The organism is Vreelandella sp. 162(4c) (assembly GCF_058152265.1).
This window is the reverse complement of record NZ_CM176981.1, coordinates 3,299,152-3,321,862: the sequence shown is the minus strand read 5'-3', so window position 1 is coordinate 3,321,862 and position 22,711 is coordinate 3,299,152. Positions and strand designations below refer to the sequence as shown.

20 protein-coding genes are annotated in these 22,711 nt (G+C 57.6%); 3 read left to right on the top strand and 17 right to left on the bottom strand.

Annotated features, from left to right (window positions below; translation table 11 throughout):
* Positions 1–5: 5 nt before the first annotated feature.
* Positions 6–1,352, bottom strand: coding sequence for an aspartate aminotransferase family protein (locus tag AC4EYZ_RS15265; RefSeq protein ID WP_230803356.1), 1,347 nt, complete (start codon positions 1,350–1,352; stop codon positions 6–8).
* Between the two features lie 223 nt (positions 1,353–1,575).
* On the opposite strand from AC4EYZ_RS15265, the gene AC4EYZ_RS15260 reads away from it, so the two are divergent.
* A complete protein-coding gene (locus AC4EYZ_RS15260; protein WP_022521639.1) occupies positions 1,576–2,337 on the top strand; it encodes an SDR family NAD(P)-dependent oxidoreductase in 762 nt (253 codons plus the stop codon).
* Positions 2,338–2,466: 129 nt separating this feature from the next.
* Here the strand turns inward: AC4EYZ_RS15260 and AC4EYZ_RS15255 are convergent, their stop codons facing one another.
* Complete coding sequence (locus tag AC4EYZ_RS15255) at positions 2,467–5,562, bottom strand: efflux RND transporter permease subunit (protein ID WP_490203862.1); 3,096 nt, start codon at positions 5,560–5,562, stop codon at positions 2,467–2,469.
* Complete coding sequence (locus tag AC4EYZ_RS15250; RefSeq protein ID WP_490203861.1) at positions 5,549–6,709, bottom strand: efflux RND transporter periplasmic adaptor subunit; 1,161 nt, start codon at positions 6,707–6,709, stop codon at positions 5,549–5,551. The genes AC4EYZ_RS15255 and AC4EYZ_RS15250 overlap by 14 nt, the downstream gene beginning before the upstream one ends.
* A gap of 100 nt (positions 6,710–6,809) precedes the next feature.
* Here AC4EYZ_RS15250 and AC4EYZ_RS15245 point away from each other — a divergent pair, with 100 nt between their 5' ends.
* Positions 6,810–7,478 carry a TetR/AcrR family transcriptional regulator gene (locus AC4EYZ_RS15245; protein ID WP_027957111.1) on the top strand — a complete coding sequence of 223 codons (669 nt, stop codon included), beginning with the start codon at positions 6,810–6,812 and terminating at the stop codon, positions 7,476–7,478.
* A gap of 13 nt (positions 7,479–7,491) precedes the next feature.
* Here AC4EYZ_RS15245 and AC4EYZ_RS15240 read toward each other — a convergent pair whose 3' ends face one another.
* The 10 genes from AC4EYZ_RS15240 to ltnD all read right to left on the bottom strand — a co-directional run bounded on the left by AC4EYZ_RS15240 (position 7,492) and on the right by ltnD (position 17,669).
* Positions 7,492–8,370 carry an NAD(P)-dependent oxidoreductase gene (locus AC4EYZ_RS15240; RefSeq protein ID WP_230803354.1) on the bottom strand — a complete coding sequence of 293 codons (879 nt, stop codon included), beginning with the start codon at positions 8,368–8,370 and terminating at the stop codon, positions 7,492–7,494.
* Between the two features lie 28 nt (positions 8,371–8,398).
* On the bottom strand, positions 8,399–9,856 hold the full coding sequence (locus tag AC4EYZ_RS15235; RefSeq protein ID WP_490203860.1) for an aldehyde dehydrogenase family protein: 1,458 nt from the start codon (positions 9,854–9,856) through the stop codon (positions 8,399–8,401).
* A gap of 50 nt (positions 9,857–9,906) precedes the next feature.
* Positions 9,907–11,184 (bottom strand): TRAP transporter large permease, encoded by a 1,278-nt coding sequence (locus AC4EYZ_RS15230; RefSeq protein WP_490203859.1) that lies wholly within the window; start codon positions 11,182–11,184, stop codon positions 9,907–9,909.
* Positions 11,181–11,744, bottom strand: a complete 564-nt coding sequence (locus tag AC4EYZ_RS15225) for a TRAP transporter small permease (RefSeq protein WP_386080540.1) — start codon at positions 11,742–11,744, stop codon at positions 11,181–11,183. Before AC4EYZ_RS15225 ends, AC4EYZ_RS15230 begins: the two co-directional genes overlap by 4 nt.
* A gap of 60 nt (positions 11,745–11,804) precedes the next feature.
* The gene (locus tag AC4EYZ_RS15220) at positions 11,805–12,824 is read right to left on the bottom strand and encodes a TRAP transporter substrate-binding protein (protein WP_474193278.1); all 1,020 of its coding nucleotides are present in this window, start codon (positions 12,822–12,824) and stop codon (positions 11,805–11,807) included.
* 104 nt (positions 12,825–12,928) lie between these two features.
* Positions 12,929–13,888 (bottom strand): D-erythronate dehydrogenase, encoded by a 960-nt coding sequence (gene denD, locus AC4EYZ_RS15215; RefSeq protein WP_490203858.1) that lies wholly within the window; start codon positions 13,886–13,888, stop codon positions 12,929–12,931.
* A gap of 63 nt (positions 13,889–13,951) precedes the next feature.
* Positions 13,952–14,749: a 2-oxo-tetronate isomerase gene (gene otnI, locus AC4EYZ_RS15210; protein WP_490203857.1), complete on the bottom strand. Its 798-nt coding sequence runs from the start codon at positions 14,747–14,749 to the stop codon at positions 13,952–13,954.
* A gap of 28 nt (positions 14,750–14,777) precedes the next feature.
* Positions 14,778–15,437: a 3-oxo-tetronate 4-phosphate decarboxylase gene (otnC, locus tag AC4EYZ_RS15205; RefSeq protein ID WP_022521629.1), complete on the bottom strand. Its 660-nt coding sequence runs from the start codon at positions 15,435–15,437 to the stop codon at positions 14,778–14,780.
* A complete protein-coding gene (gene otnK / locus AC4EYZ_RS15200; protein WP_159177480.1) occupies positions 15,434–16,732 on the bottom strand; it encodes a 3-oxo-tetronate kinase in 1,299 nt (432 codons plus the stop codon). The genes otnC and otnK overlap by 4 nt, the downstream gene beginning before the upstream one ends.
* A gap of 4 nt (positions 16,733–16,736) precedes the next feature.
* Complete coding sequence (ltnD, locus tag AC4EYZ_RS15195) at positions 16,737–17,669, bottom strand: L-threonate dehydrogenase (protein ID WP_159177481.1); 933 nt, start codon at positions 17,667–17,669, stop codon at positions 16,737–16,739.
* A 194-nt stretch (positions 17,670–17,863) separates the two neighbouring features.
* On the opposite strand from ltnD, the gene AC4EYZ_RS15190 reads away from it, so the two are divergent.
* A complete protein-coding gene (locus AC4EYZ_RS15190; protein ID WP_474191873.1) occupies positions 17,864–18,913 on the top strand; it encodes a LacI family DNA-binding transcriptional regulator in 1,050 nt (349 codons plus the stop codon).
* Positions 18,914–18,926: 13 nt separating this feature from the next.
* On the opposite strand, the gene AC4EYZ_RS15185 is transcribed toward AC4EYZ_RS15190, so the two are convergent.
* Genes AC4EYZ_RS15185 through AC4EYZ_RS15170 form a run of 4 tightly spaced genes read right to left on the bottom strand, consistent with a single transcriptional unit; the run spans position 18,927 to position 22,670 of the window.
* Positions 18,927–20,327, bottom strand: coding sequence for an amidase (locus AC4EYZ_RS15185; RefSeq protein ID WP_474191874.1), 1,401 nt, complete (start codon positions 20,325–20,327; stop codon positions 18,927–18,929).
* A 23-nt stretch (positions 20,328–20,350) separates the two neighbouring features.
* The gene (locus AC4EYZ_RS15180; protein ID WP_474191875.1) at positions 20,351–20,818 is read right to left on the bottom strand and encodes a RidA family protein; all 468 of its coding nucleotides are present in this window, start codon (positions 20,816–20,818) and stop codon (positions 20,351–20,353) included.
* A gap of 40 nt (positions 20,819–20,858) precedes the next feature.
* Entirely contained in the window at positions 20,859–22,133 is a 1,275-nt protein-coding gene (locus AC4EYZ_RS15175; protein ID WP_009285971.1) for a TRAP transporter large permease, read from the bottom strand.
* 15 nt (positions 22,134–22,148) lie between these two features.
* Positions 22,149–22,670 (bottom strand): TRAP transporter small permease, encoded by a 522-nt coding sequence (locus tag AC4EYZ_RS15170; protein WP_022521622.1) that lies wholly within the window; start codon positions 22,668–22,670, stop codon positions 22,149–22,151.
* Between the last annotated feature and the right edge of the window lie 41 nt (positions 22,671–22,711).

Here is a 22,711-nt window from a genome sequence, read left to right as displayed (position 1 = left end):
CCAATCTAGCGTGATGCCGTACAGTTTTTCAACACGCGATCCAAGATGGCTAAACCCTCCTCTACTTCAGCGGCCGTTACGATACACGGCGGAACCACATGGATGCGGTTCTCAACGGTAAAGACCAGCAGTCCGTTTTCCATTAATTGCTGCTTGAGTTGCAACACTTCCGCCCCTGGCAGTGGTGTTTTGTAAACCGGGTCGCTGACGAGCTCTAAAGCGTGAAACACTCCAACGCCCCGCCAATCTCCAATGATGGCGTATCGCTCGGCAAGCTGTTGCAACCCTGCGGCTAACGGGCCATTACCCACCGCGTCAGCGTTTTTAACCACGCCCTCTGCTTCCATCGCATCCAGGGTCGCGACTATCGCCGCCATTGCCAGCGGGTGGCCGGAATACGTCAGACCGCCGACAAAGAAGTGGTCATCGAAATAGCGTGAGATGGATTCAGAGATAATCACGCCCCCGGCAGGCACATAGCCCGAGTTCACCCCTTTGGCGAAGACGATTAAGTCCGGCGCCATGTCGTAATGTTCAAAAGCGAACCAGCGCCCTGTGCGACCAAAGCCAGCCATCACTTCATCTAGAATCAGTACAATACCGAACTCATCGGCGAGTTTTCTAACGCCCTGAAGATACGCCTTCGGAGGTAACAGTACGCCAGCCGTACCGGGAATGGTTTCCAGCAGGATGGCCGCGACCGCATTAGCACCTTCGCACTCAATTACCCGGCGCAGGTGTTGCAACGCCCGCTCACACTCCTCCTCTTCATTGCGCGCCCAAAACTCACTGCGATAGAGGTAAGGGTTGAAGAAGTGCACATGGCCGCTGGCATACTCATTGGGCACCCGCCGCCAATCACCGGTGGCAGCAATCGCTGAACCGGTGTTGCCGTGATAGGAGCGGTAGGCGGATAGTATTTTGCTTCGCCCGGTATAAAGACGCGCCATACGAATGGCATTTTCATTGGCATCCGCGCCCGCATTGGTGAAAAACACCTTACTAAACCCAGCGGGCGCTTTGGCGATAATGCGCTTGGCCGCTTCGCCCCTAGCCAAGTTGGCATGGGCGGGGGCAATGGTACACAGGCTCGCGGCCTGGGCTTGAATCGCGCTCACCACTTTGGGGTGCTGATGGCCGATATTGGTATTGACTAACTGGCTACTAAAATCCAGATACGAGCGCCCCACATAGTCCCATACGCGACACCCTTCAGCCCCTGCAATCACCATGGGGTCTAAACTGCCTTGCTGTGCCCAGGAGTGGAACACATACTGGCGATCTAAGGTGTGTACATAAGTATTATCCACACCGCTTTCGGGTGGATGTGAAGCGGCAATATTGGTATTCATAGCAAGCACCTTAAGTAATCCGTTAAGAAATAGCGTGCTTGCCAGCCTAGTGAGTCAACCGTTTAGGCTGTAGGGCCAGTCGTTACATACCAGAGGGACAGACGAGTGATGTCACAGTAACGGGCACGAACTGGCTCTAAAGGCTTGAACCAGCGTTGCTTACAGTGATGTCAGAACTCGCCCCATCGCCTTTTAATCATTTAAATAACGTGGAGAGATTGCAATGCCTAGCGTACTTATTACCGGAGCGACGTCAGGGTTTGGTAAAGCGGCTGCCCAGCGCTTTGCCAAAGCGGGCTGGTCATTGATTTTAACCGGGCGACGCGTAGAGCGCCTCAAAGCACTTGAAGAGGAGCTTTCCAAGCAGGTTCCCGTGCTAACGCTGGCGCTGGATGTCCGCGATAGTGACGCGGTGACTGACGCCATTAGCAACTTACCGGAAACGTTTCTGCCGCTGACGTGTTTAATCAATAATGCGGGGTTAGCCCTGGCACCGGAACCGGCGCAAAAGGTGGCGCTGGAGGATTGGCACACCATGATCGACACCAATATCACGGGGTTGGTCAATGTGACACACGCGGCGCTGCCGCTGCTGCTGAAAACCGGTAAAGGCGCGAGTATTCTCAATCTCGGTTCCGTAGCGGGACAGTGGCCCTATCCAGGCGGGCATGTGTATGGCGCGTCGAAAGCCTTTGTTCAGCAGTTCAGCTACAACCTACGCTGCGATCTGTTAGGTACTGGCGTGCGAGTCACTGACCTGGCGCCCGGCATGGCAGAAACCGAGTTCACGCTGGTCAGAACTAAAGGCGACCAGGCCGCTTCGGATGCACTTTACCGGGGTACGACGCCACTTCAAGCAGAAGATATCGCCGAGCAGCTTTACTACTTGGCCACGCTGCCCGCCCATATCAACATCAATCGCTTGGAAATTATGACCGTTCGTCAGGCATGGTCAGCGTTTGCGGTTGATCGCGACCCGGCTTAAGCCTGCTGCGCCGGTTTTAATAGGCCACCCGTTGAAATGCGATAACGCCCTTTCTCTTTGACTAGATAAAGGGCGTTATCCACTCGTTTCATTACGCTTTTGACCGATTGTTGATACATTCTATTTTACTCATCCTTGTAAAATAGTCGTGCGGTCATGAGGCTCAACGTCAGCCGATCTCGATACCCACAGCCGATAAAGCGCAGGGGTAAAGAAAAACGACACTAGCGTCGCTAAGAGCAGTCCAAAACCAACGGTTTGCGCGAATGGTGGCCATAGCCCACCGGTAGCCAACATCAGCGGAATTAAGCCTGCAAAGGTAGTGACCGTGGTCGAAACGATATGCCGACTGGTGGGGCCACTGATCACCGCCAGCATGGCATCGATATCGCCTCGGCGGGCGGCTTCATCGTCATCAAAGGCAGCAATAATGATAATAGTGGCATTAATCGCTACCCCTACCAGCCCCATAATGCCGACGATAATCACAAACCCAAACGCATGCCCGCTTAGTAGCAGCGCCACAATGCCCATGCCCATCGCCTGGGCGCCGGCAATAAACACGATGGCGGCCCGCCGAAAGGAGTTAAATGCCAATACCACGGTGGCCACCATGGCTATGACCAGCAGCACCACCGAGGCAAGCAACTTGCCCACGGCATCATCTCGCTCGGCGGCTTCACCACCGGTTTCGATTCGGTAACCAGGGGGCAATTGAAACGCCCCCGACGCCAACGCTGCCTGAAGCTTGGCATCCAACTGAGCCATGGAGACCGCCGGAAGAGCGTCGGCCACCAGGTACCCTTGTACCAACTGCATCCGTTCAGCGTTACGGCGGGTAATCACGCTCCAGGCAGGCGTGAGTGACACCTCTGCCACCACCGCCAGTGGCAGTCCATCAGCTACTTGATCGCTGACCAGGCGCAGCGCCGCCAGCTGTTCGGCGTTAGTGCGCCACTCATCGGCGTAGCGCACCCGCACAGGCAGTTGCTGGGTGTCCTCCAGCAGCATGCCTGCCGATTGCCCCGAGAGCGCGGCCCCCACTTGTTCCGCTAGCCGCTGCGGCGTTAGCCCCGCATCACTCAGTGCGGTGTGGTCGATATCCAGGGTTAACCTGGGCAAATCACGCTTCATGCCAGCGCGCACATGGGTCACCTGAGGCAGTTGGTGCATTAGGCCCGCTAGCTCAAGTCCCAGCGATGACAGCACTGCTAGATCATCACCATAGACACGTAGCTCAATCGGGGCTTTAAACGGCGGCCCCTGCTCATACTTGCGCACTACGCTTTGGGCCTGGGGGAAGCGCCGATCAAGCGCCTGCTGTAAGGCGGGCACCCGTTCATTAGTGATTTGTAAAGACGCTGTGTCCACAATCAGGTGCAAAAATGCCGGGTTGTTATCCTCATTGGTAAGCACGTTGTAGTACATCATTGGCGCGCTTTCACCGACAAACGCCGAGACGCGGGTGATGCCCGGCAGCTCACGAATCATGGCATCGACTTCATGGGCCAGTGCTTCGGTGTTGGCCATACTGCTGGCGGGGGGCAGGCGCACCTCGATGTGAAACTGGTCGCGGTCTGCGGGAGGAAAAAACGCCACGTCCAGCGTGGGCATCAACGCCATGCCACCCACGGGCACACACAGGGTGATGATCATGGCGGCCCAGGGGTGACGCAGCGCGCTGCGTACCGTACGGCGGAAGCCGCGCTTGAGCATCCCACTGACGCCGTTATTTCGAGGCGCTGGAGGTTTATCAGCGACCCTGGCTAACAGCATGGGTGACAGCGCAGGCACCAGCAGCAACGAAACCAGATAAGAACTTACCAGCGCGACCATCACCGCCATGGCCAGGGGCCCTACGAATTCCCCCGCTGGGCCAGGCATCAACACAATCGGCATAAACGCCAATATGGTGGTTAAGGTGCTGGCCAGCAGCGGCACCGCTAAGTGGCGCAGCGTGTCCCGGGTAGCCGCAAGCGCTGAATCACCTTTCAAAAAACGCTCGCGCAGGGCGTTGGTCATCACAATGGCATTGTCGACCATTAGCCCCAGCGCCACGATAATGCCGGTAATGCTCATCTGGTGAATATCGATACCCAGCGGCTTGAAGAACGCCAGGGTGAGCAGAGCCGTGGCGGGGATCGCCAACCCCACCGTCACCGCCGAGCGCCAGCCCATAGTGATGAACAGGATCGCCACCACCAGCGCTAGCCCCATCAGCAGACTGCCAGCCACGTCACTTAAGCGCTGGTTGGTGTAACTGGCCTGTTCGAAAACCTCTTCAACCGCGATGCCGACAGGCAATTCATCGGCGAACACCGCCAACTGCTCTTGTGCTTTTTCCACCCAGTTATCGATTCGCTGGCCGGGAGCCATACGTGCGCCGACATACACCGCTCGTTCGCCGTTAAGCAGTGCCACTGCGGCGGGCGGGTCTTGCACGCCCCGGAGTAGCTCAGCCAACTCGCCAAGTCTTACGGTGTGCCCCTGCCGAGTCGTCACTTCTATCTGGCGTAGCCTATCGAGCGCATCAAACTCACCGCTTAGCCCCACCGTCAGCCGGTGGCCGTCGGTGACCACTTCACCTGCGGTACGTCGTCCATCGCTTGCCTCAATAGTGGCCGCTAATTGCCCGACGGAGAGCCCCAAGGCGTTCAGTTCAAGCGGGTTAACCCTCACCTCTACCTGCTCCCCCGCCACGCCAAAGCGGTGGGTATACTCCGTGCCAGGGACGTTTCTAAACGCTGCTTCCAAACGCTCGGCGTAGCGCTCCATCAGTTGGGGATTGGGCGGGGTATCCAGTGTCCAGCGCAATGCGGCCACGATGCTAAATGCGTAGCCCCGATCATCCAGCAGTTCCGGCGTTTGCACGCCGTCAGGCAGTGTAGGGGCGACATCGGCCAGCTTGTCGCGCACGCGGCTCCACACCGGCGTTACATTGGTCACGGCATCCTCAATCACCGCAATGCCCTGGCGTGAGGTGGATTCCAGCACGTTAATCTCAGCGATGGTGCGTAGCTCATCCTCAATGGGACGCGCCACTAAAGCTTCGACCTGCTCGGGGGTGGCGCCAGGAAAAGGCGCAAGCACGGTGGCCATGCGCGCCACCAAATGGGGGTCTTCCGCGCGTGGCAGCGTTTGAATGGCCGACAGCCCGGCGACAACGAGAAGGCCCAGGGCTAGCGCTAACAGTCGACGGTTAAATAACCACTCAAGGCGCTTCATAGGCCACTTCCTCGCTTAGCGTGACCTGCTGACCTGGCGTTACACGGTGGGTGCCACCGGTAATCAGCCGCATGCCCGACGCCAGCGTGCCGCGTACAAAGGCCTGGTCTCCTTCGCTATGCAATAGCTCCACGCTGGCCTGGGCCACACGGTAGTGATCGTTCTCTAACGGCTCGGCCACCAATACGTTCCACAGGCCACGGTCGGCGGCTTGCAGGGAATCCAACGGCACCCAGTATCCGTTTGCGGGCTCTGTGATCTTGTAGCGCAGCTCTGCCAGATCGCCGGGCACGGCGTGATCTGGGGTTTCCAGCGACACCACCAGCGTCTGGGTGCGACTGTCGCTATCAACCTGGGGGAGCCGAGCACGTACCTTACCGCTGACTTCCTCACCATTCACCATCAGCTCAACGGCTTCACCTGGCGTAAACGTCGCGGCCAGCGCTGCGGGTAGGCCAAGATGCGCTTCTAACTGCTCGACATCGATAAGATCGAAAGCGGTAGTGCCGCTACTCACCAAGCTGCCGACACTGACATGGCGCTCGATCACTCGTCCGCCGAAGGGCGCTTTTAACGTGCTGTCATCCAAATCGGTGGTAAGGCTATCGCGCTCGGCTGCCAGCGCCGCCAGGCGAGCCTGGAGGGTCAGTCGATCTGTCCGGGCCTGATCCAGCGCCGTGCGGCTGGCAAAGTTATTCTGGTTTAGCTGCGCTTCACGCTCCTCCTGGCGCTGAGCCAGGGCGAGGCTGGCACGGGCTTCTTCACTGCGTGCAGCTACCTCTGCTAAGCGGCTTTCCAATCGACGGGTATCCAGCGTGGCAAGCACATCCCCCTGTTCAACAGCATAGCCTCTGTCTGCTGACACAGCACTGACCCGCCCCGCGGGTTCGAACGCCAGCGATACCGACTGGCGCGCCACCACACGTCCGGTTAAGCGCACATCGCGTTGCAGTTGCTCGGCTTGCTCCAGGGCCTTGGTCGACACCTGTAACAGGGCGTTATCAGCGCCTTGCTGGCGGGTCTGCTGAGCACTGCTGTGCTGACTGGAGAGAGAAAACACCGTCGCCAGTGTGCCACCTACCATCAACAGCGCCGCCAGCGTGCCGCGAAACCGGTGGTTCCAGGAAGTTTTTAGAGGAGTGCCCATGTTGGCCTCGAAATGGTTTATTCTTGAACGATACCGTTCACTATAATATTTGTACGCTCACGTTCAATATTTATTTACTCAATAGCCCGGATTGCACCGAATGACAGAGCCCCAACATACATCGCCTGAACCAAAGCGCCGCGCTGGACGACCCAAGGATATGGCTAAACGGGATGCCATGATGGATGCGGCGACGTGTCTGTTTTTTCGCCACGGTTTAGAGGGGGTAACGATGGAAGCCGTTGCCCGGGAAGCGGGGGTTTCCAAAGTCACAGTCTACGGCCACTTTGTGACCAAAGAGGCACTGTTTGGCAGTGTGATACGTCGCGAAACCGAAATCATCCGCAGGGGATTAGATAAACTGCCCGACACCCACGAGGGGGTTCGCCAATCATTGATCGAAGTCGGCATGAGCTTAGTGCACTTTTTGTTGGAACCCCATGTCTTGGCGGTTGAGCGGGTGATGAACACTCAGGGAGAGCAGCACCCTGAGCTGCTACAGGCTTTTTTTGAGGCAGGCCCTTGGGCCACTAAGCAGTGGCTGCAGGAGAAATTGGAGGGACTAGCCCAAACCGGGCATTTAACGCTTGGCACACCCACGCTTGCCGCCAGCCACCTGTGCAGTATGTGGCAAGGCATGTTGGTCACAGAAGTCCGCATGGGCGTTCGCCACCTCCCCAGCGATGAAGAGCTGCATCATCAGGTCAGTAGCGCCGTGGATGTGTTTTTGGCGGCGTATGGGAAGCCCTGTAGAGATAATAACGGTTGAGTCACCCTCTACCTTAACGCTGCTCAAGCACACCGATTAGTGCGGGTATTGGCAGGCTTTGATCCTCTACCGATTTATACAGGTTGCGGACTGCTTCAGCGATACCACCCTCCACGGCAAGGTCTTCGGTCATCGTGTGGTAATAACCAAGATCCTTGCTGGCATTGGCGACGCTAAACTTAAAGCCTGAAGGGTCATTGTCAGCGATATAGGGGCGCAGCCGCTCGAGTACTACCCCTCCGCCGCCGCCTGCGCCAAGCACTTCAAGCAAGGCGGTATCGCTGATGCCTGCTTTACGTGAAGCGACAGTGGCCTCCGCCAATACTGCAGAAAACCCAAGCGAAACAAAATTATGCAGCAGTTTAAGGGTATGCCCCGCGCCCACATCGCCCGCATGGGCAATATTTTCGGCAAAGCCCTGCAGCAGAGGCAGCGTTTCATCGAACAGTGCCTTCGGCGCACCGACAATCAAGTTGAGCCGCCCTTCAGCCGCTTCTTTGGGGGTGCGCGTCATGGCGGCATCCATAAAGCGCCCGCCAGCCTCTGTGACTCTGGCAGCGACCTTTTCTGTTGAACTGGGCAGCGCAGTGGAGCAATCCACCACGACACAACCGGGCTTTAACCCCGCTAATACGCCGTCGGGTTCAAACAACACGGCTTCTACTTGAGGCGAGCCGGTGACGCATAAAATCACCACCTCAGCACTCTGGGCCACCTCTCGTCCTGTATTCAACGCGATGGCACCGGCTGCCAATAGATCATCTACTGGCTGGTTACCGGAGTGGTTCAGAAAACTGACCTGATGGCCTGCGCGTAGCAGGCTACTCGCAATCCCATGGCCCATCAGGCCCACGCCGACGATGCCTACTCCTACTTGGCTGACTGATGTCATTGTTATCACCTTAAAGCTGGTTCGTCCGTTAATGTTTAATCGCGATAGTTTTAATCTGAGTGTAGCTTCGCAGGCCCTCAAAGCCTTTTTCCCGACCGTGCCCGGAACGGCCAACACCACCAAATGGTAGCTCTACACCACCGGCGGCCCCGTAGTTGTTGATGAATACCTGGCCGCTACGAATCCCTTTGGCCAAACGGAGCTGACGGCCACCATCGCGCGTCCAAATACCGGCACAGAGTCCAAAATCGGTGGCATTAGCCAGCGCCAGAGCTTCCGCTTCGTCCTCAAACACCTGCACCACCAGCACTGGGCCAAACAGCTCTTCTTGAAGCACTTCATGCCCTTCGGGAATATCGGTGAGTAGTTGAGGCACTACGAAGTGGCCGCCGCTTGGCGCGCTTGCGGCTAACTGACCTTTTGCTGCCACGCGAATACCGTCGGCTTCGGCGGCCGCCAAGCGCGCTTCCAGCTTGGCTTTTTGACGCGCATTGATCAGTGGGCCGCAGTCAGCGTCCGCTTCGCCGGCATCACAGCGCAAAGCAGAGAAGCGCTCACAGAGATTAGCAACCACGCTCTCAGCGATCTCCCGCTGCACCAGCAAACGGCTGCCTGCGGAGCAGGTCTGCCCGGCATTCTGAATAATGCCGCGCACCACCGCAGGAAGCGCGGCATCAAGATCCGCATCAGCAAACACTAATTGGGGAGACTTACCGCCAAGTTCCAGGGTGACGGGTACATGGTGCTGCGCGGCCGCCTGGGCGACATGGGTGCCGGTCTCTGGCGAGCCGGTAAAGGAGAGATGATCAATGTTTGGGTGGGCAGCAAGGGCAGCGCCCGCTTCAGCACCAAGCCCTGGCACCACGTTGAGTGCACCCGCCGGAAGGCCATGATCCACTGCCAGTTGCGCTAAACGCAGTACGCTTAAACAGGCATCCTCCGCGGGCTTGAGCACAACGGTATTACCCGCGGCCAGCGCCGCCGCTACGCAGCGCCCGAAGATCTGCGATGGGTAGTTCCAGGGAATAATTTGCGCACACACGCCGTAGGGCTCACGCAGGGTCATGACCGCGAAGTCGGTCTCAAAGGGGATGGTTTCACCGTGAAGCTTGTCCGCCGCACCGCCATAGAAGCGAAAGTAGCGTGCGCAGGCACCAATATCGCCTCTGGCTTGAGTCATAGGCTTCCCGGTATCAGCACACTCAAGCTGTGCCAGTTGCTCGTGATGCGCCTCGATAATATTTGCAAAGCGTAGCAACCATTCGCTGCGCTGCCTTGCAGACCACCGGGCCCACTCGCCTAGCTGGCCAGAAAAGGCCCGCCGCGCGGCTTGTACCGCCGCCTCTACCTCGTCTACTTGGCAACGGGCGATACGGGTCAGCGGTTCGCCACTGGCCGGAGCTTCCACCTGTAACGTTGAGGTGGTGTTCACCCACTCTCCAGCTACCAGCGCCTGCTGCGGTGGCAACGTTAATGCATCTGGCATATCGCACTCCTCTTATTATGATTGTTCTATTGCCGTTAAAAACGGCGGGGTTAACCGTAAAAAGCAGTCACCAGCCCCATGGAAATCCACGGCATATAGGTAATCGCCATTAGGCAGGCCAATACCACCAGCACAAAGCGCACCAGCCAGGGCAGCATTTGATCGATCGAGATTTTGGCAACCGCACAAGCAGCAAAAAGGTTTACGCCTAGCGGCGGCGTAATCATGCCAAGCGCCAGATTAACCACCATCACCAATCCAAAATGGACGGGGTGGATACCGAACTGAATGGCAATCGGGGTCAAAATCGGCGCCAGCACCAGAATGGCGGCGGAGGTTTCAATAAACATACCGACCACCAGCAGCAGTGCATTGACCACCAGCAGAAACATCATCGGATCATTAATGGTATTGGTGACCAGGGTAGCGATTTGTGCAGGTAGCCCCGTTCGGCTTAGCAGAAAGCTGAAGAGCGAGGCGGCGGCAATAATCAGCATGACGGCAGCTGTTGAGACAACGCTCTGGCGCATAATCGGCCACAGGTCATCGACCTTCAGTTCACGGTAGTAGAAACCGCCAACGATCAGGGCAAAAAACACCGCCACGGCGGAGGCTTCAGTCGGGGTAAATATCCCGCCATAGATACCGCCAATCACGACCACCGGCATCAGCATCGCCACCCAGGCACGCTTTACCGAGATCATAAAGCCGGTACTGTCTTTATAGTCGTCCTTGCCGTAACCGCGGACTTTGCAGAACAGGTAGAGAAAGAGTATCAGCGCGCTGCCAATCAATATGCCGGGGCCAATGCCGGCGAGGAACAGCTGACCAATGGACGTATCGGTGCTCACGCCATAAAGAATGAGAGGAATCGACGGGGGTATAAGCACGCCCAGCTCAGCGGATGACGCCTGAATGGAGGCAGCCAAGGGCTTAGGGTAGCCATGTTTTACCATCGCCGGAATCAAGATGGCGCCAATCGCAAAGGTGGTGGCCACACTGGAGCCTGACACCGCCGCAAACATCATGCAGGTCAGCACACAGGACATCGCCAAGCCACCCTGCACCTTCCCCACAATAGATTTGGCTAAGTCCACCAAGCGCTGGGAAATGCCCCCTGCGGCCATCAAATTCCCGGCAAGAATAAAAAACGGGATCGCCATCAGCGGGAATTTATCGATGCCGATAAACATCTGCTGCGGCACCAACAGCAGCGGCAGGCGAGTAAAGAATTCGATGCCGATAATTGACGCCAGGATAATCGAAATCGCGATCGGCACGCCGAAGGTGAATAGAATGATCAGCGACAGGCCAATAACCATATTCATGACTGCGCCCCTCCTTTAGGGAGATGGCCATCTTCAACCAACGCCTTTTCAGGGGTAATTTCGCTATTCTCCGGCCCTACCTTTTCACGTCCACTGAGCTGCGCTAAAAGCCGAGCCGCAACAGCCACAATGGCAAAACTTGAACCCGTGGGAATCGCCGCATAGGCCCACGACATCGAAATATTCATTCCCGACATGGTTTGATTGCTCACCCGCATCGTCATTTGGATGCCGTAATGGATCAGCACCCCAAGCACCAGCAGGCAGCACACCACAATGAGCACCTCTAAAAGAGTGAGAAAACGCGCAGGTACCACTTTATAAACGACCTCCACCGCCATCATGTAACCGCCCCGAAAGGTGGCGGCAGCGGCCATAAATACGCACCAGATCATGGCAGCGCGGGAGGCGACTTCCGTCCAGGTAGAAGGGGCGTTAAACACAAAGCGGGTGAGCACCTGATAAAAGCTGAGGGTCACCGATATCGCCAGCATCGCCACTGCGATCAGCATGGCAAGCCGGGTTAACTGATGCTCAAAACGAAGAAATACCGCTAGCATAAGAGATCACCATGCCAAAGCGGCCTCCGGCGTTTCCGGAGGCCGAGGAGGGAGAAGCGCTCAGCAACTGCTGGCTTTTTCCTGAACACGATCCAGCATTTCCGTGCCGTACTCAGAGGTAAATATCTCATAGGCGGGCTGTACCGCTTCCTGGAAAGGAGCAACATCGATATCGGTTTTTACCGTCATACCGTTCTCTTCCAGCAGCGCCACACCTTCACGCTCTAGCCGCGAGACCTCTTCACGGGTCGCTTCAGCAGATGCGACAGCAGCTTCCCTAAACCAACCACGCTCTTCATCGCTTAAACCATCCATCAGAATTGGCGACCCCAGTACGATGGCCGGCGAATAGACGTGTCCGGTTAGCGAGAGGTAATCCTGCACTTCCCAGAAGTTGGTCGCCACGATGACGGTAATAGGGTTCTCCTGGCCATCGACGGTGCCCTGCTGGAGCGCGGTAAACAGCTCCGGGAAGGCCATCGGCGTTGGCCGAGCGCCCATTTGGCGGAATGCTTCCTGATGCACTGCGTTCTCCATGGTGCGCACGCGCAGGCCCTCGGCATCTGCGGGTGTGGCGATTTCTCGCTGGCTATTGGTCAGATGGCGGAAGCCATTCTCTGTCCAAGCCAGGCCGATCAAATCGTGATCAGCCATTTTTTCCAGTAGTTCGTCGCCAAGCTCACTATCCAGCACGCAGCGCGCCTGGTCGTAGTTTTCGAACAGGAACGGCAGGTCGAGCACATAGGTTTCGGGAACGAAGTTACCTAGTGGACCAGTGGAGGTAATCACCACATCGACGGTGCCGATTTGCAACCCTTCGATCATCTCCCGCTCGCCGCCCAGCGACCCCGAAGTGTGCTCGGTCACCGTAAACTCGCCATCAGACAAACGCTCCAGCGCCTCTTTAAAGGCATCGGCACCCACTGAGTAGTGGGAGCTATCAGAAAGGGTGTGCCCCAGGTTCACTTCCGTCGCCGCATGGGCTTGTAGTGAAATGCCAACGGTAGCAATACCGCTAATCGCCGCCACCAGGGCATGGCGTGTAATTGTGGGTGTCTTTGTAGAGTGTTGCTTAGTCATTGAAGTGCCCTCTTTATGTTGTTGTGAGGGTGGAGTGTGGAGCGACACACGCTATTGGTAGCGTCGCCCCAGGCTTTTGCCTACCTCGGGTGGCAGGCCGGAACTCACGACGGTTCAGTAACGAACGCATCAATAATCTGTTTAAAGTTGTCGTCGCCCACAAAACCAAGCTGCTTGGCTTTCGCGGTTTCAAAACGCGCAGGCCAGCTCGCCACAATGGCTTCAATGCGCGGGTCAGGCTCATGGCGTACCAGCGAAAGCGCTTTCTCGCCGGCCACATCGCGCAGTGCTGCCAGCATATCGGCTACCGTGACGGTAATGCCGGGTAGCATAAAGGCGCGAAAAGAGGCCAGGGCTTCGCTCGGCACTTCCGCACCATGAATCAGCGCCGCCACCACTTTGCCCGGTGACATCACAAACATCGGCAGCTCGGTAGGCACCGGGCAAACCGCCTCTTCGCCCTTGAGCGGCTCACGTAGGATGCTGGAAGCAAAGCTGGAGGCCGCAGCATTAGGGCGGCCGGGTCGAATCACAATCGTCGGTAGGCGCAGCACTAAACCATCAATGAGCCCTCGGCGGCTGTAATCGTTGATGAGCAGCTCGCACATGGCTTTTTGTGCACCGTAGGAGTTTTGCGGATGGAGTGCCGTCATATCATCCAGTACCTCCGGCAACTCACCGCCGTAGGCCGCCACGGAGCTGGCCATAATCAAGCGAGTATCGGATAGCTCCTCCCGGCAGCCTTCCAGCAGCGCCCGTGTGGCATCGAAGTTAACCCGCATACCGAGTTCCAAATCGGCTTCTGCGGCGGAGCTTACGACCGCCGCCAGGTGGTAGATCACATCAGGTCGCTGCTCTAACACGCTATCCAGTGCGCCGGGTTGGGTAATATCCAGCGCCACTGATGTCACAGCAACACTTCCCGCTGCAGGCTGCGGCGCTTCGATCTGGTCAATCAGTGTCAAGCGCGTAATAGGCTGCTGGCGAAGCTCACCACGTTCAAGCAATTGCTTGACTAAACGCTGGCCGAGAAACCCAGCAGCACCGGTAATGGCAATATGCATCGTGAGGATCCTGTTGTAGTGTTGTTATTGTTCATTCAGTTGGGGCAGATTAGTGAGTGTCGATCAGTGTGTGATTAGGCCCCACGCCTCGCCCCACCCCAGCCCCGCGCGAGTGTCGACCTTAGGCCGATACTCGCAGCCAATCCAGCCGCTATAGCCCAGCGCACTTAAGCGCTCGAAGATGGCGGGATAGTGCACCTCCCCCACATCCGGCTCGTGGCGCCCGGGTACGCCTGCGACTTGAATATGCCCGACGGCACTGAACTGGCGTTCAAGGTGGCGAATCAGGTCGCCGTCCATAATTTGGCAGTGGTAGAGATCAAACTGTAGCTTTAGATTTTCTGCCCCTACTTCTTCCAATACCGTCATGGCCTGGGCCTGGCGAGAGAGAAAAAAGCCGGGCATATCGCGCGTATTAATCGGCTCGATCAGTATCTCTCGGCCAACTTTCGCCGCCTCTTCCGTAGCAAAATGCAGATTGCGGATATAGGTGGCGTGGTGTTCAGCCTGGGTCGCGGCATCGGCATCTTCCGGGAGCAGCCCCGCCATGGCATGCACCCGAGGGCAGTTGAGCGCCTCGGCGTAACGTAGCCCTTCAATCACCGAGTCACGGAACTCCCCTTCTCGACCCGGCAGGCTCGCCAAGCCCCGCTCACCTGCATCCCAATCGCCTGGCGGCAGATTAAACAGCACTTGCTCCAGTTGGTGCTTGTTCAGCGCATCTCTTAACTCATCGGCGGCATAGGCGTACGGGAACAGGTACTCAACGCCTTTAAAGCCCGCCTTCGCAGCAGCGGCAAAGCGATCCATAAAGGCGTGCTCGTTAAACAGCATGCTGAGGTTGGCGGCTAATCGAATCATCGTGGTGCTCTTGTTGTTAAGTACGTCGTTAATCCCGTGGAAAGCGCGCTTCCAGCTCCGCCACCTGTTCCGGCGTTAGCCCTCGCGGGTTTTCACCCCGTAGCAGCAGGTAGAGCTTGGCGGTTTCTTCCAATTCTTCGGTGGCGTAGATCGCTGCCTCGAGGTTTTTACCCGCCACCACCGGGCCGTGGTTAGCCAGCAATACCGCGCTGTGTTTGCCCGCTAACCCCCGCACTGCATCGCCCAGTTTGGGGTCGCCAGGAATGTGATACGGCACCAGCGGCAGTTTCCCCACCCGCATCACGTAGTAGGCAGTGAGTGGTGGTATGCAGTCGCAGGGATCTACGCCCGGCAGGCAAGAGACCGCCACCGAGTGAGTGGAGTGCAGGTGCACAATCGCGCCGGATTGCGGGCGCTCCTCATACATCGCCATATGCAAAAACTGCTCTTTGGTGGGCGAGTCGCCACTCATCAGTTGGCCGTTACTGTCCAAATGAGAGATTCGCGCAGGATCCAGCCGCCCCAAGCATGCGTTAGTGGGTGTCATCAGCCAGCCGCCATCGTCCAGGCGCACGCTGATATTACCGCTAGAGCCCATGGTCAGGCCGCGGTCAAACAGCGATTTCCCCAGAGTGCTGATCTGCTCACGTAAACTGTTCTGGGGATGGCGATGCAAGTGGATGCTCATACCAGCACCTCAAACGCCCGAGTAAAAAAGTCGACGCCACCAAAGTTGCCAGATTTCAGCGCCAGCGACAGCGGCGCATTGCGACCGGCTAGAGGGGCTTGGGTCCAGGGTACGCCGGGGTCGATCTGCTCGCCGATGCGCAGGGTGGCAATGCCCAGCGCCGAGACCACCGCGCCGGAGGTTTCGCCCCCGGCGACCAGCAACCGGCCCACGCCTTCGTTAACCAGCGTCACTGCCAGTTGGCTCAATGCTTTTTCCACCAGCGCACCCGCATGCGCAACGCCAAGAGCTTGCTGGGCGGCGTTAACCTTTTCAGTATCAGCCGAGGCATAGAGCAGTACCGGCGCCTCTTGAGATAAGCGCTTGCGGGCAAAGGCCAGCGCCTCTTCCTGCTGTTGTCCTCCTTCAGCCAACGCCAAGGGATCAAGGGCGAAGCCGCCATCAGGGTGCTTGGCCAGAAAATCCGCTACTTGTGCCAGCGTGGCACGGGAACAGCTGCCGGAGAGCACCAGTGCACCGCCCGAGGCAGGCGATAAACGCCCCGGCTCACTGATCGTGCCCAGCCAGCCCTGTGCACGATACTGGGCGGGCAACGCCTGCCCTAGCCCTGAACCGCCGGTGACCAAGGGCATCGCAACCGTAGCTTCGGCAAGTACATCCAGATCCTGCTCATCCAGGGAATCACAGATCACATGGCGAACCCCCTGATCTGCCAGCATCGTTAAGTGAGTGCGGGTCGCCTCTGCGCCTTGAACCAGCACCGCGCGGTTGGCTAAGCCCACCGGGTGCGGCGTTTGGCGGGCGAGTACTCGCACGAGATCCGCGTCCTGCATGGGGTTCAGTGGGTGGTGCTGCATACCGCTGTCGTTGAGCAAGCGGTCGCCCACAAACAGATGGCCTTGGTAGACCGTACGGCCGTTAACCGGGAAGGCGGGCACCATCACTGTTTGGTACGCGTCCAGGGCTTCCAGCAGCGCATCCGCCACCGGGCCGATATTGCCCTGGTCGGTGGAGTCAAAGGTGGAGCAGTACTTGAAGAACAGCTGCCGGGCGCCCTGCTGGCGAAGCCACTCAAGGGCAGCCAGTGAGTCCGCCACGGCTTCGTCTACTGGGCAGGAACGCGATTTCAGCGCCACGACCACTGCATCGATATCAGCGAGGTCGATTTCTTGCTGGGGCACGCCAATCACCTGCAGGCAGCGCATACCGCCGCGCACCAGGTTATTGGCAAGGTCGGTCGCTCCAGTGAAGTCATCGGCAATAGCGCCCAGTACGATGTTCGCTCCCATCCCCATTTTATTAGGCTCCCTGGGCGTCGTTGGCAGCTTCTGGCAACGCGATGCCCGATAACCGCTGGTAGACTTTAATCACTGCCGAGTCATCTTCGCGACCAAAACCTGCACCGCTGGCAGCGGTAAACTGCTGCAGAGCGCTGGACGCTACCGGTGTTGCCAATGCCAGCTCGCGGCCGGTTTGATGCACAATGTTGAGATCTTTGACGAAGATATCCACCGCCGAAAGCGGCGTGTAGTCACCACTCAGGATATGCGGCACGCGGTTTTCGAACATCCAGGAGTTGCCCGCCGAGTGGGTAATGACGTCATATATCACCTCTGGGTCGAGCCCCATGCGAATGCCCAGCGCCATGGCCTCAGCGGCGGTGGCGATATGCACACCTGCCAGCAGTTGATTGACCAGTTTCATACTTGAGCCAACGCCAGGCGCATCGCCAAGGCGATAAACCTTGGCAGCCATAGCGTTTAGCACTGCTTCGGCGTAGGTAAATGCCTCCGTTGCCCCGGATGCCATTACCGATAGTTCACCACTTTTGGCTTTAGCAGCACCGCCGCTAATCGGCGCATCCAGCAGCAGCAAACCCTCTGCCGCCACACGCTCACCAAGCTGTTTGGCCTGGCTGGGCGCCACCGTGGCGCACTGTATGATCAGACTGCCCCGGGCCAAGTGGCTTACCACACTCTGTTCACCGAACAGCACTTGCTCAACCTGCGCCCCGTTAACGACAACCACCAACACGATATGGCAGTGAGCCAGCTCGGCAGGAGTGGTTACGCTTTGCCCCCCTGCTGCCGCGAAGGCATCGCGTGCCCCAGCGGAAATATCACACCCGGTCACATTAAATCCCTGCTTGAGCAAAGCGGTGGCCGTACCCATGCCCATGGCGCCCAGGCCAATAAGACCTACTTGAAGTGATTGCTTATCGTGTTGGCTCACCTAACGGCACCTCTTTGTTGTTGAGACAGTGGTTGAGACGGCTGTTGAGACTGTTGCTGAGATCGTTGTTGTGTTTGTTGCTCTCGTCGCAGTGTAATTAGAAGCTAAATGGTAGCGCTGTCATGATAGCGCTACCATTCGTTTTAGATTATTGTTGGCGTTACGACAAGCTGAAAATCAGGGACGTGCGACCAATGTCTAAAGACTCGCCCAACGCTGCCTCTCCCAGCCCTGCCAGGCAGCGCCGAAGCTCCGACCAAGTCACGCTCAGCCAAGTGGCGCAAGCGGCAGGGGTATCACCGATTACCGCATCTCGAGCACTGAACAACCCTGATAAGGTCAGCGATAGTGCACGCCAGAGTGTTCTACAAGCCGTAGAGCAATTGGGCTACGTGCCCAACTTGGTAGCCGGTAGTCTGGCTTCATCCCGATCACGGCTGATTGCCGTGATCGTGCCGTCACTGATCAATAGCGTGTTTGTGGAGGTCATCAAGGGGCTGCAGGAAACGCTGGAAGCCGAGGGCTACCAGATACTGCTGGGTAACACCGACTACGATCTAGACCGCGAGTATCAATTGGTGCGCACTTTTCTGGGCTGGTCATGCTCTGCACTGGTCACCGCTGGGCTGCGCCATAACAAGGCGTGTCATACGTTGCTGGCGAACTGGGATCACCCCATTATGGAGGTGATGGAGCTGGGCAAAGGCATGGATCTTAACGTTGGTCTGGATCACGTGGCGGCAGGCCGCTGCATGGCCGGCCATCTTATCGAAAAAGGCTACCGCCAGATTGTTTATGTAGGCGCCCGGCTCTCGCAGGATTATCGCGCCAGCATGCGTTACGAAGGCCATAAAGCGGTACTAAAGGAGAAAGGGATCGACGCCCCACTACTGGAACTAGATACCCTGGGCAGCCTACAGGCGGGCGCTGAAGGACTGGCCCAAGTGCTCGCGCAATACCCTCATACCCAAGCCATTCACTTTGCCAACGACGACTTGGCGGCAGGCGCCCTGCTGGCGGCTCAACGTCAAGGGCTAAGCGTGCCAGGGGATATCGCCATTGCCGGGTTTAACGGCCTGCCCCTTGGTCAGCACGTAACTCCTCAGCTCACTACCATTCTTTCACCCAGAGAAGAGATGGGCCGCTTAGCCGCCAAAGAACTCATCCGGCGTCTAAGCGGTAAAAACGTCTACCGCCGCCAGCACGATGTGGGCTTTACGCTCCAAACCGGCGGGAGTACTTAGGCCGTCTCAGCGCTCATATCGCTGGCGGTTGACCAAGAATTTCCAAGCCTGATCCCAGCTCGTTTTCAATCGCCTGACCGATTGCCAGCAGGCTGGCGTCTTGCCAAGGCCCCGCCAGCACTTGTAGGCCAACAGGCATACCTGCGGCGTCTTTCCCAACCGGCAGCGTTAAGGCACACAGGCCTAGGAAATTAGCGATCACCGTGTTGCGCAGGGCATGCATGTTGGCTTTGGGATAGGCACCTTCGGGCTGAAGACTCTCGATAGTGGGCGGGGTAATCGCCACCGTGGGAGTAAGGACTGCATCTACATCGGCCATGCGAGCGGCAGCAGAGGCGGCAAGCGAGTCCAGCACCGTGCGACGACGCACATACTCCCAGGCAGGCATGTCATCTGCCGCTTTAACGCGGGCGGCGACGTTAGGATCCAGGGAGTCAATCATCTCGGGTAGCTCGGTGTTTAGAAACGCTGCCAATTCCAGTGCAGCCACACCGCCCAGCTTGAAGAGTTCGTACGCTTCGTCGATGCCGGGCAACTCGAGGGTCACTATTCGCGCCCCGGCGGCTTCCAGCTGCTTAATGGCAGCACGTACGGTTTCTGCGATACCTGGACTGCAGTCGTCCCAGAAAAACGTTTCTGGTACTCCAAAGGTCAACCCGGCAAGCGTCGGTGTTGCTGGCATTCGATCATCCTGACCGCTAAGGCCGCCATCCAACGCATCGAACGCAAAGGCAAGGTCATCTACCCGACGCGCCAGTAACCCTGGGGTATCCAGCGTGCTTGAAAGCGGTACGATCTGCTCGGTCGACCAGCGCCCGGCGGTGGTTTTCAGGCCGACTACGCCGGTCATTGAGGCAGGAATACGCACTGAACCGGCGGTATCGGTGCCTAATGCCAAACTTGCCGTACCGCCCACCAGTGAAACACCCGCCCCGGAGCTTGAGCCGCCAGGCGTGCGGTGCTGATGTGCATCCCAGGGGTTGCGTGGTGCTCCCCAATGGGCATTGGTGCCCAAGCCGCCAAAGGCAAACTCAACGGAGTGGGTTTTACCCATCACAGAAGGCAGCTGTTTCAATAGTGTGCTCACCACCGGGCCGGGACGCTCCCAGCGCTTCGGCAGGCGTTGAGAAGAGCCCGCATAGGTGGGTAGCCCAGTCACGGCGTAGATATCCTTGATCGATACCGTCATGCCCATTAGCGCCCCCGCATCACCACCCTGGGCGAGCACCGCATCGGCAGCTTTTGCCATTGCCAGTGCCTGCTCGCCGTTCCAGGTGAGGTAGGCGTGGTCGTGTTTGCCGCGCTGCTGATAAGCAGCGATTGCCGCTTCGGCCAGCGCGGTAGCGGTCAGCGTGCCCGCCCGCAGCCGCTCGCGCTGCTCACGCAACGGTAGAAAAATGGGTGAATCCTGCATGCTTTACGTACCTCTGTGGGTGCTTAACGCACTTCAAAAATCGCTTCGACTTCCACCGCCGCATTGCCGGGTAGTGTCGCTACCCCAATGGCGGTTCTAGCATGACGCCCCGCATCGCCAAACAGCGCGACAAAAAGCTCAGACGCGCCGTTAATGACCAACGGCACATCATGAAAGCCCGGCGCCACATTGACGAACCCATTCATGCGCACGCATCGCACCACGCGGGGAAAATCGCCATCAACGGCATCGCTGAGCGAGGCCAGTAGATTCAAGGCACACGCCTGGGCCGCCAGCTTGCCGGTTTCAAGATCGAACTCAGTCCCTACCTTGCCGGGATAGAGAACATCACCCCCACGCTCACAAATCTGCCCAGCTAAAAACAGCTGGCTACCCAACTGAGACCAGGGCAGAAACATGCCACGCGGCCTTGGAATCGCCGGTAACGTAAGGCCCTGCTCCGCCACCGCTTGTTCAATCGTTTTGCTCATGGTTCGTTGTCCTTATTGTTTAGCTTCATTAAACCAGCTGTTAATAGATTAACGAGGGCAGCCAGGTACTCAGCCACGGTATATAGGTGATGATGATCAGCGCTAACAGCATCAAGCCAATCAGCGGCAAACAGGCCTTGAACACTTCCTGCAGCGACATCTTGGAGATCGCCATGGCGACAAACAGGTTCAACCCTACCGGCGGCGTAATCATCCCCACCGAGAAGTTGATCAGCGTGATCACCCCAAAATGCACCGGGTCCACGCCTACCTGGGCCGCAATCGGTTGCAGCAGTGGCGAGAGCACAATGATGGCCGAGGCGCTATCGAGGAAGAAGCCAGCAACGATCATCACGACATTAAACAGCGCCATGACCTGAAACGGATCGTCTGTCCACGACAGCACCTCACCTGCCAGTTGGCTAGGCGTACCGGTAATGGCGAGCAGCCAAGAGAAAGCAGAGGCACCTGCGGTAATCAGCAGCAGCGTCGCGGAAATCAATCCAGAGCTTCTTAGTGTTCCCACCAGTTCCGTTACGTTAATGGTGCGATAAACCACCATGCCGACAAACAGGCCATATACGCAGGCGACCGCCGCCGATTCGGTCGGGGTAAAGACGCCACTGTAGATGCCCCCCAGCAGAATCACCGGCAGGCCAAGGCCCCAGGCAGCATCTTTAAAGGCTACCAAGATTTGCCTCAGCGAGGGGAAAGGGGCGCGCTCATAGCCTTTGATGCTGCTAAAGACGATGCAGTAGGCGATGAGAATCGAAGCAATCACAATGGCAGGCAGCAGGCCCGCTGCAAACAGCCGCCCCACTGAAGTACCGGTCACTGAGCCATAGATAATCAGCGCAATACTCGGCGGCACGATCGGCCCCAAGGTACCGGCGGTGGCGATCAACCCAATCGCAAAGCGCTTATCGTAGCCAGCAGCGACAAGTGCCGGGAACATGATCGAGCCAATCGCCACCACCGTGGCGGGGCTTGAACCGGAAATGGCCCCGAAGAAGAGACATGACAGCACCGTGGCCGCTGCCAAGCCCCCTGGCACCCACCCTACCAACGCCTTGGCAAGATTGATCAACCGGTCGGAAAGCCCGCCAATCCGCATCAGCTCCGCCGCCAGGATAAAGAACGGAATCGCCATCAGCGAGAAGTTGTTCATGCCGGTAAACATGCGCATCGGCACGATTACCGGATTGGTAGCGCCAAAGAATTCAATGGCAAGAAACACCGCCAATGCCAAGGAAGCAAAGATGGGCAGCCCAAGCAGTAGAACGGCAAAAAAGATCGGTAATAATGCAGTAATCATGGTCGCCCTCCAGGGTTAAATGAGCTTATCCGACTCAGCCACAAGCTCTTCGGAGAGACTCACCGGAGGCTTTTTCCAGACTTCATTGATTACCCATAGATAACGCAGAATCAGCAGTACACCGGAAACGCCAATCGGCAGATAGAACCATGCCATCGGCAGGCGAAGTGCAGCGGTTAACTGTCCGCGATCCAACGTGCTGAAATAGAGAACAAAGCCGTAATAGGTCATGAAGCCAGCGAACACGATACCGATCAGTGCTGCGATCATGTGCAGCCAGCGGTTCACAGCGGGCGAGGCAATGGCATTCAGCACATCCACCGAAATATGCGTGCCATGGCGCACCCCCATACTGGCACCTATAAAACTCATACAGATAATGGAGTAAATAACGACTTCTTCAGCCCAAAATAGCGAACCGCTAAAGCCGTAGCGATACACGACTTGGATGGTAGTGAGGATGGTCGCAATCGACATGAAAACGACCATCGCCACACTTTCCAAGCGATCAAGACATTTATTGAGCGCTTCGAACATGAGATATCCACACCCTGACAGGGGTAAGAAGAGAGGAGCCA

Coding starts and splice junctions, on each gene's coding strand:
- AC4EYZ_RS15265 (WP_230803356.1), bottom strand. CDS start 1,352: ATGAATACCAATATTGCCGCTTCACATCCACCCGAAAGCGGTGTGGAT.
- AC4EYZ_RS15260 (WP_022521639.1), top strand. CDS start 1,576: ATGCCTAGCGTACTTATTACCGGAGCGACGTCAGGGTTTGGTAAAGCG.
- AC4EYZ_RS15255 (WP_490203862.1), bottom strand. CDS start 5,562: ATGAAGCGCCTTGAGTGGTTATTTAACCGTCGACTGTTAGCGCTAGCC.
- AC4EYZ_RS15250 (WP_490203861.1), bottom strand. CDS start 6,709: ATGGGCACTCCTCTAAAAACTTCCTGGAACCACCGGTTTCGCGGCACG.
- AC4EYZ_RS15245 (WP_027957111.1), top strand. CDS start 6,810: ATGACAGAGCCCCAACATACATCGCCTGAACCAAAGCGCCGCGCTGGA.
- AC4EYZ_RS15240 (WP_230803354.1), bottom strand. CDS start 8,370: ATGACATCAGTCAGCCAAGTAGGAGTAGGCATCGTCGGCGTGGGCCTG.
- AC4EYZ_RS15235 (WP_490203860.1), bottom strand. CDS start 9,856: ATGCCAGATGCATTAACGTTGCCACCGCAGCAGGCGCTGGTAGCTGGA.
- AC4EYZ_RS15230 (WP_490203859.1), bottom strand. CDS start 11,184: ATGAATATGGTTATTGGCCTGTCGCTGATCATTCTATTCACCTTCGGC.
- AC4EYZ_RS15225 (WP_386080540.1), bottom strand. CDS start 11,744: ATGCTAGCGGTATTTCTTCGTTTTGAGCATCAGTTAACCCGGCTTGCC.
- AC4EYZ_RS15220 (WP_474193278.1), bottom strand. CDS start 12,824: ATGACTAAGCAACACTCTACAAAGACACCCACAATTACACGCCATGCC.
- denD (WP_490203858.1), bottom strand. CDS start 13,888: ATGCATATTGCCATTACCGGTGCTGCTGGGTTTCTCGGCCAGCGTTTA.
- otnI (WP_490203857.1), bottom strand. CDS start 14,749: ATGATTCGATTAGCCGCCAACCTCAGCATGCTGTTTAACGAGCACGCC.
- otnC (WP_022521629.1), bottom strand. CDS start 15,437: ATGAGCATCCACTTGCATCGCCATCCCCAGAACAGTTTACGTGAGCAG.
- otnK (WP_159177480.1), bottom strand. CDS start 16,732: ATGGGGATGGGAGCGAACATCGTACTGGGCGCTATTGCCGATGACTTC.
- AC4EYZ_RS15190 (WP_474191873.1), top strand. CDS start 17,864: ATGTCTAAAGACTCGCCCAACGCTGCCTCTCCCAGCCCTGCCAGGCAG.
- AC4EYZ_RS15185 (WP_474191874.1), bottom strand. CDS start 20,327: ATGCAGGATTCACCCATTTTTCTACCGTTGCGTGAGCAGCGCGAGCGG.
- AC4EYZ_RS15180 (WP_474191875.1), bottom strand. CDS start 20,818: ATGAGCAAAACGATTGAACAAGCGGTGGCGGAGCAGGGCCTTACGTTA.
- AC4EYZ_RS15175 (WP_009285971.1), bottom strand. CDS start 22,133: ATGATTACTGCATTATTACCGATCTTTTTTGCCGTTCTACTGCTTGGG.
- AC4EYZ_RS15170 (WP_022521622.1), bottom strand. CDS start 22,670: ATGTTCGAAGCGCTCAATAAATGTCTTGATCGCTTGGAAAGTGTGGCG.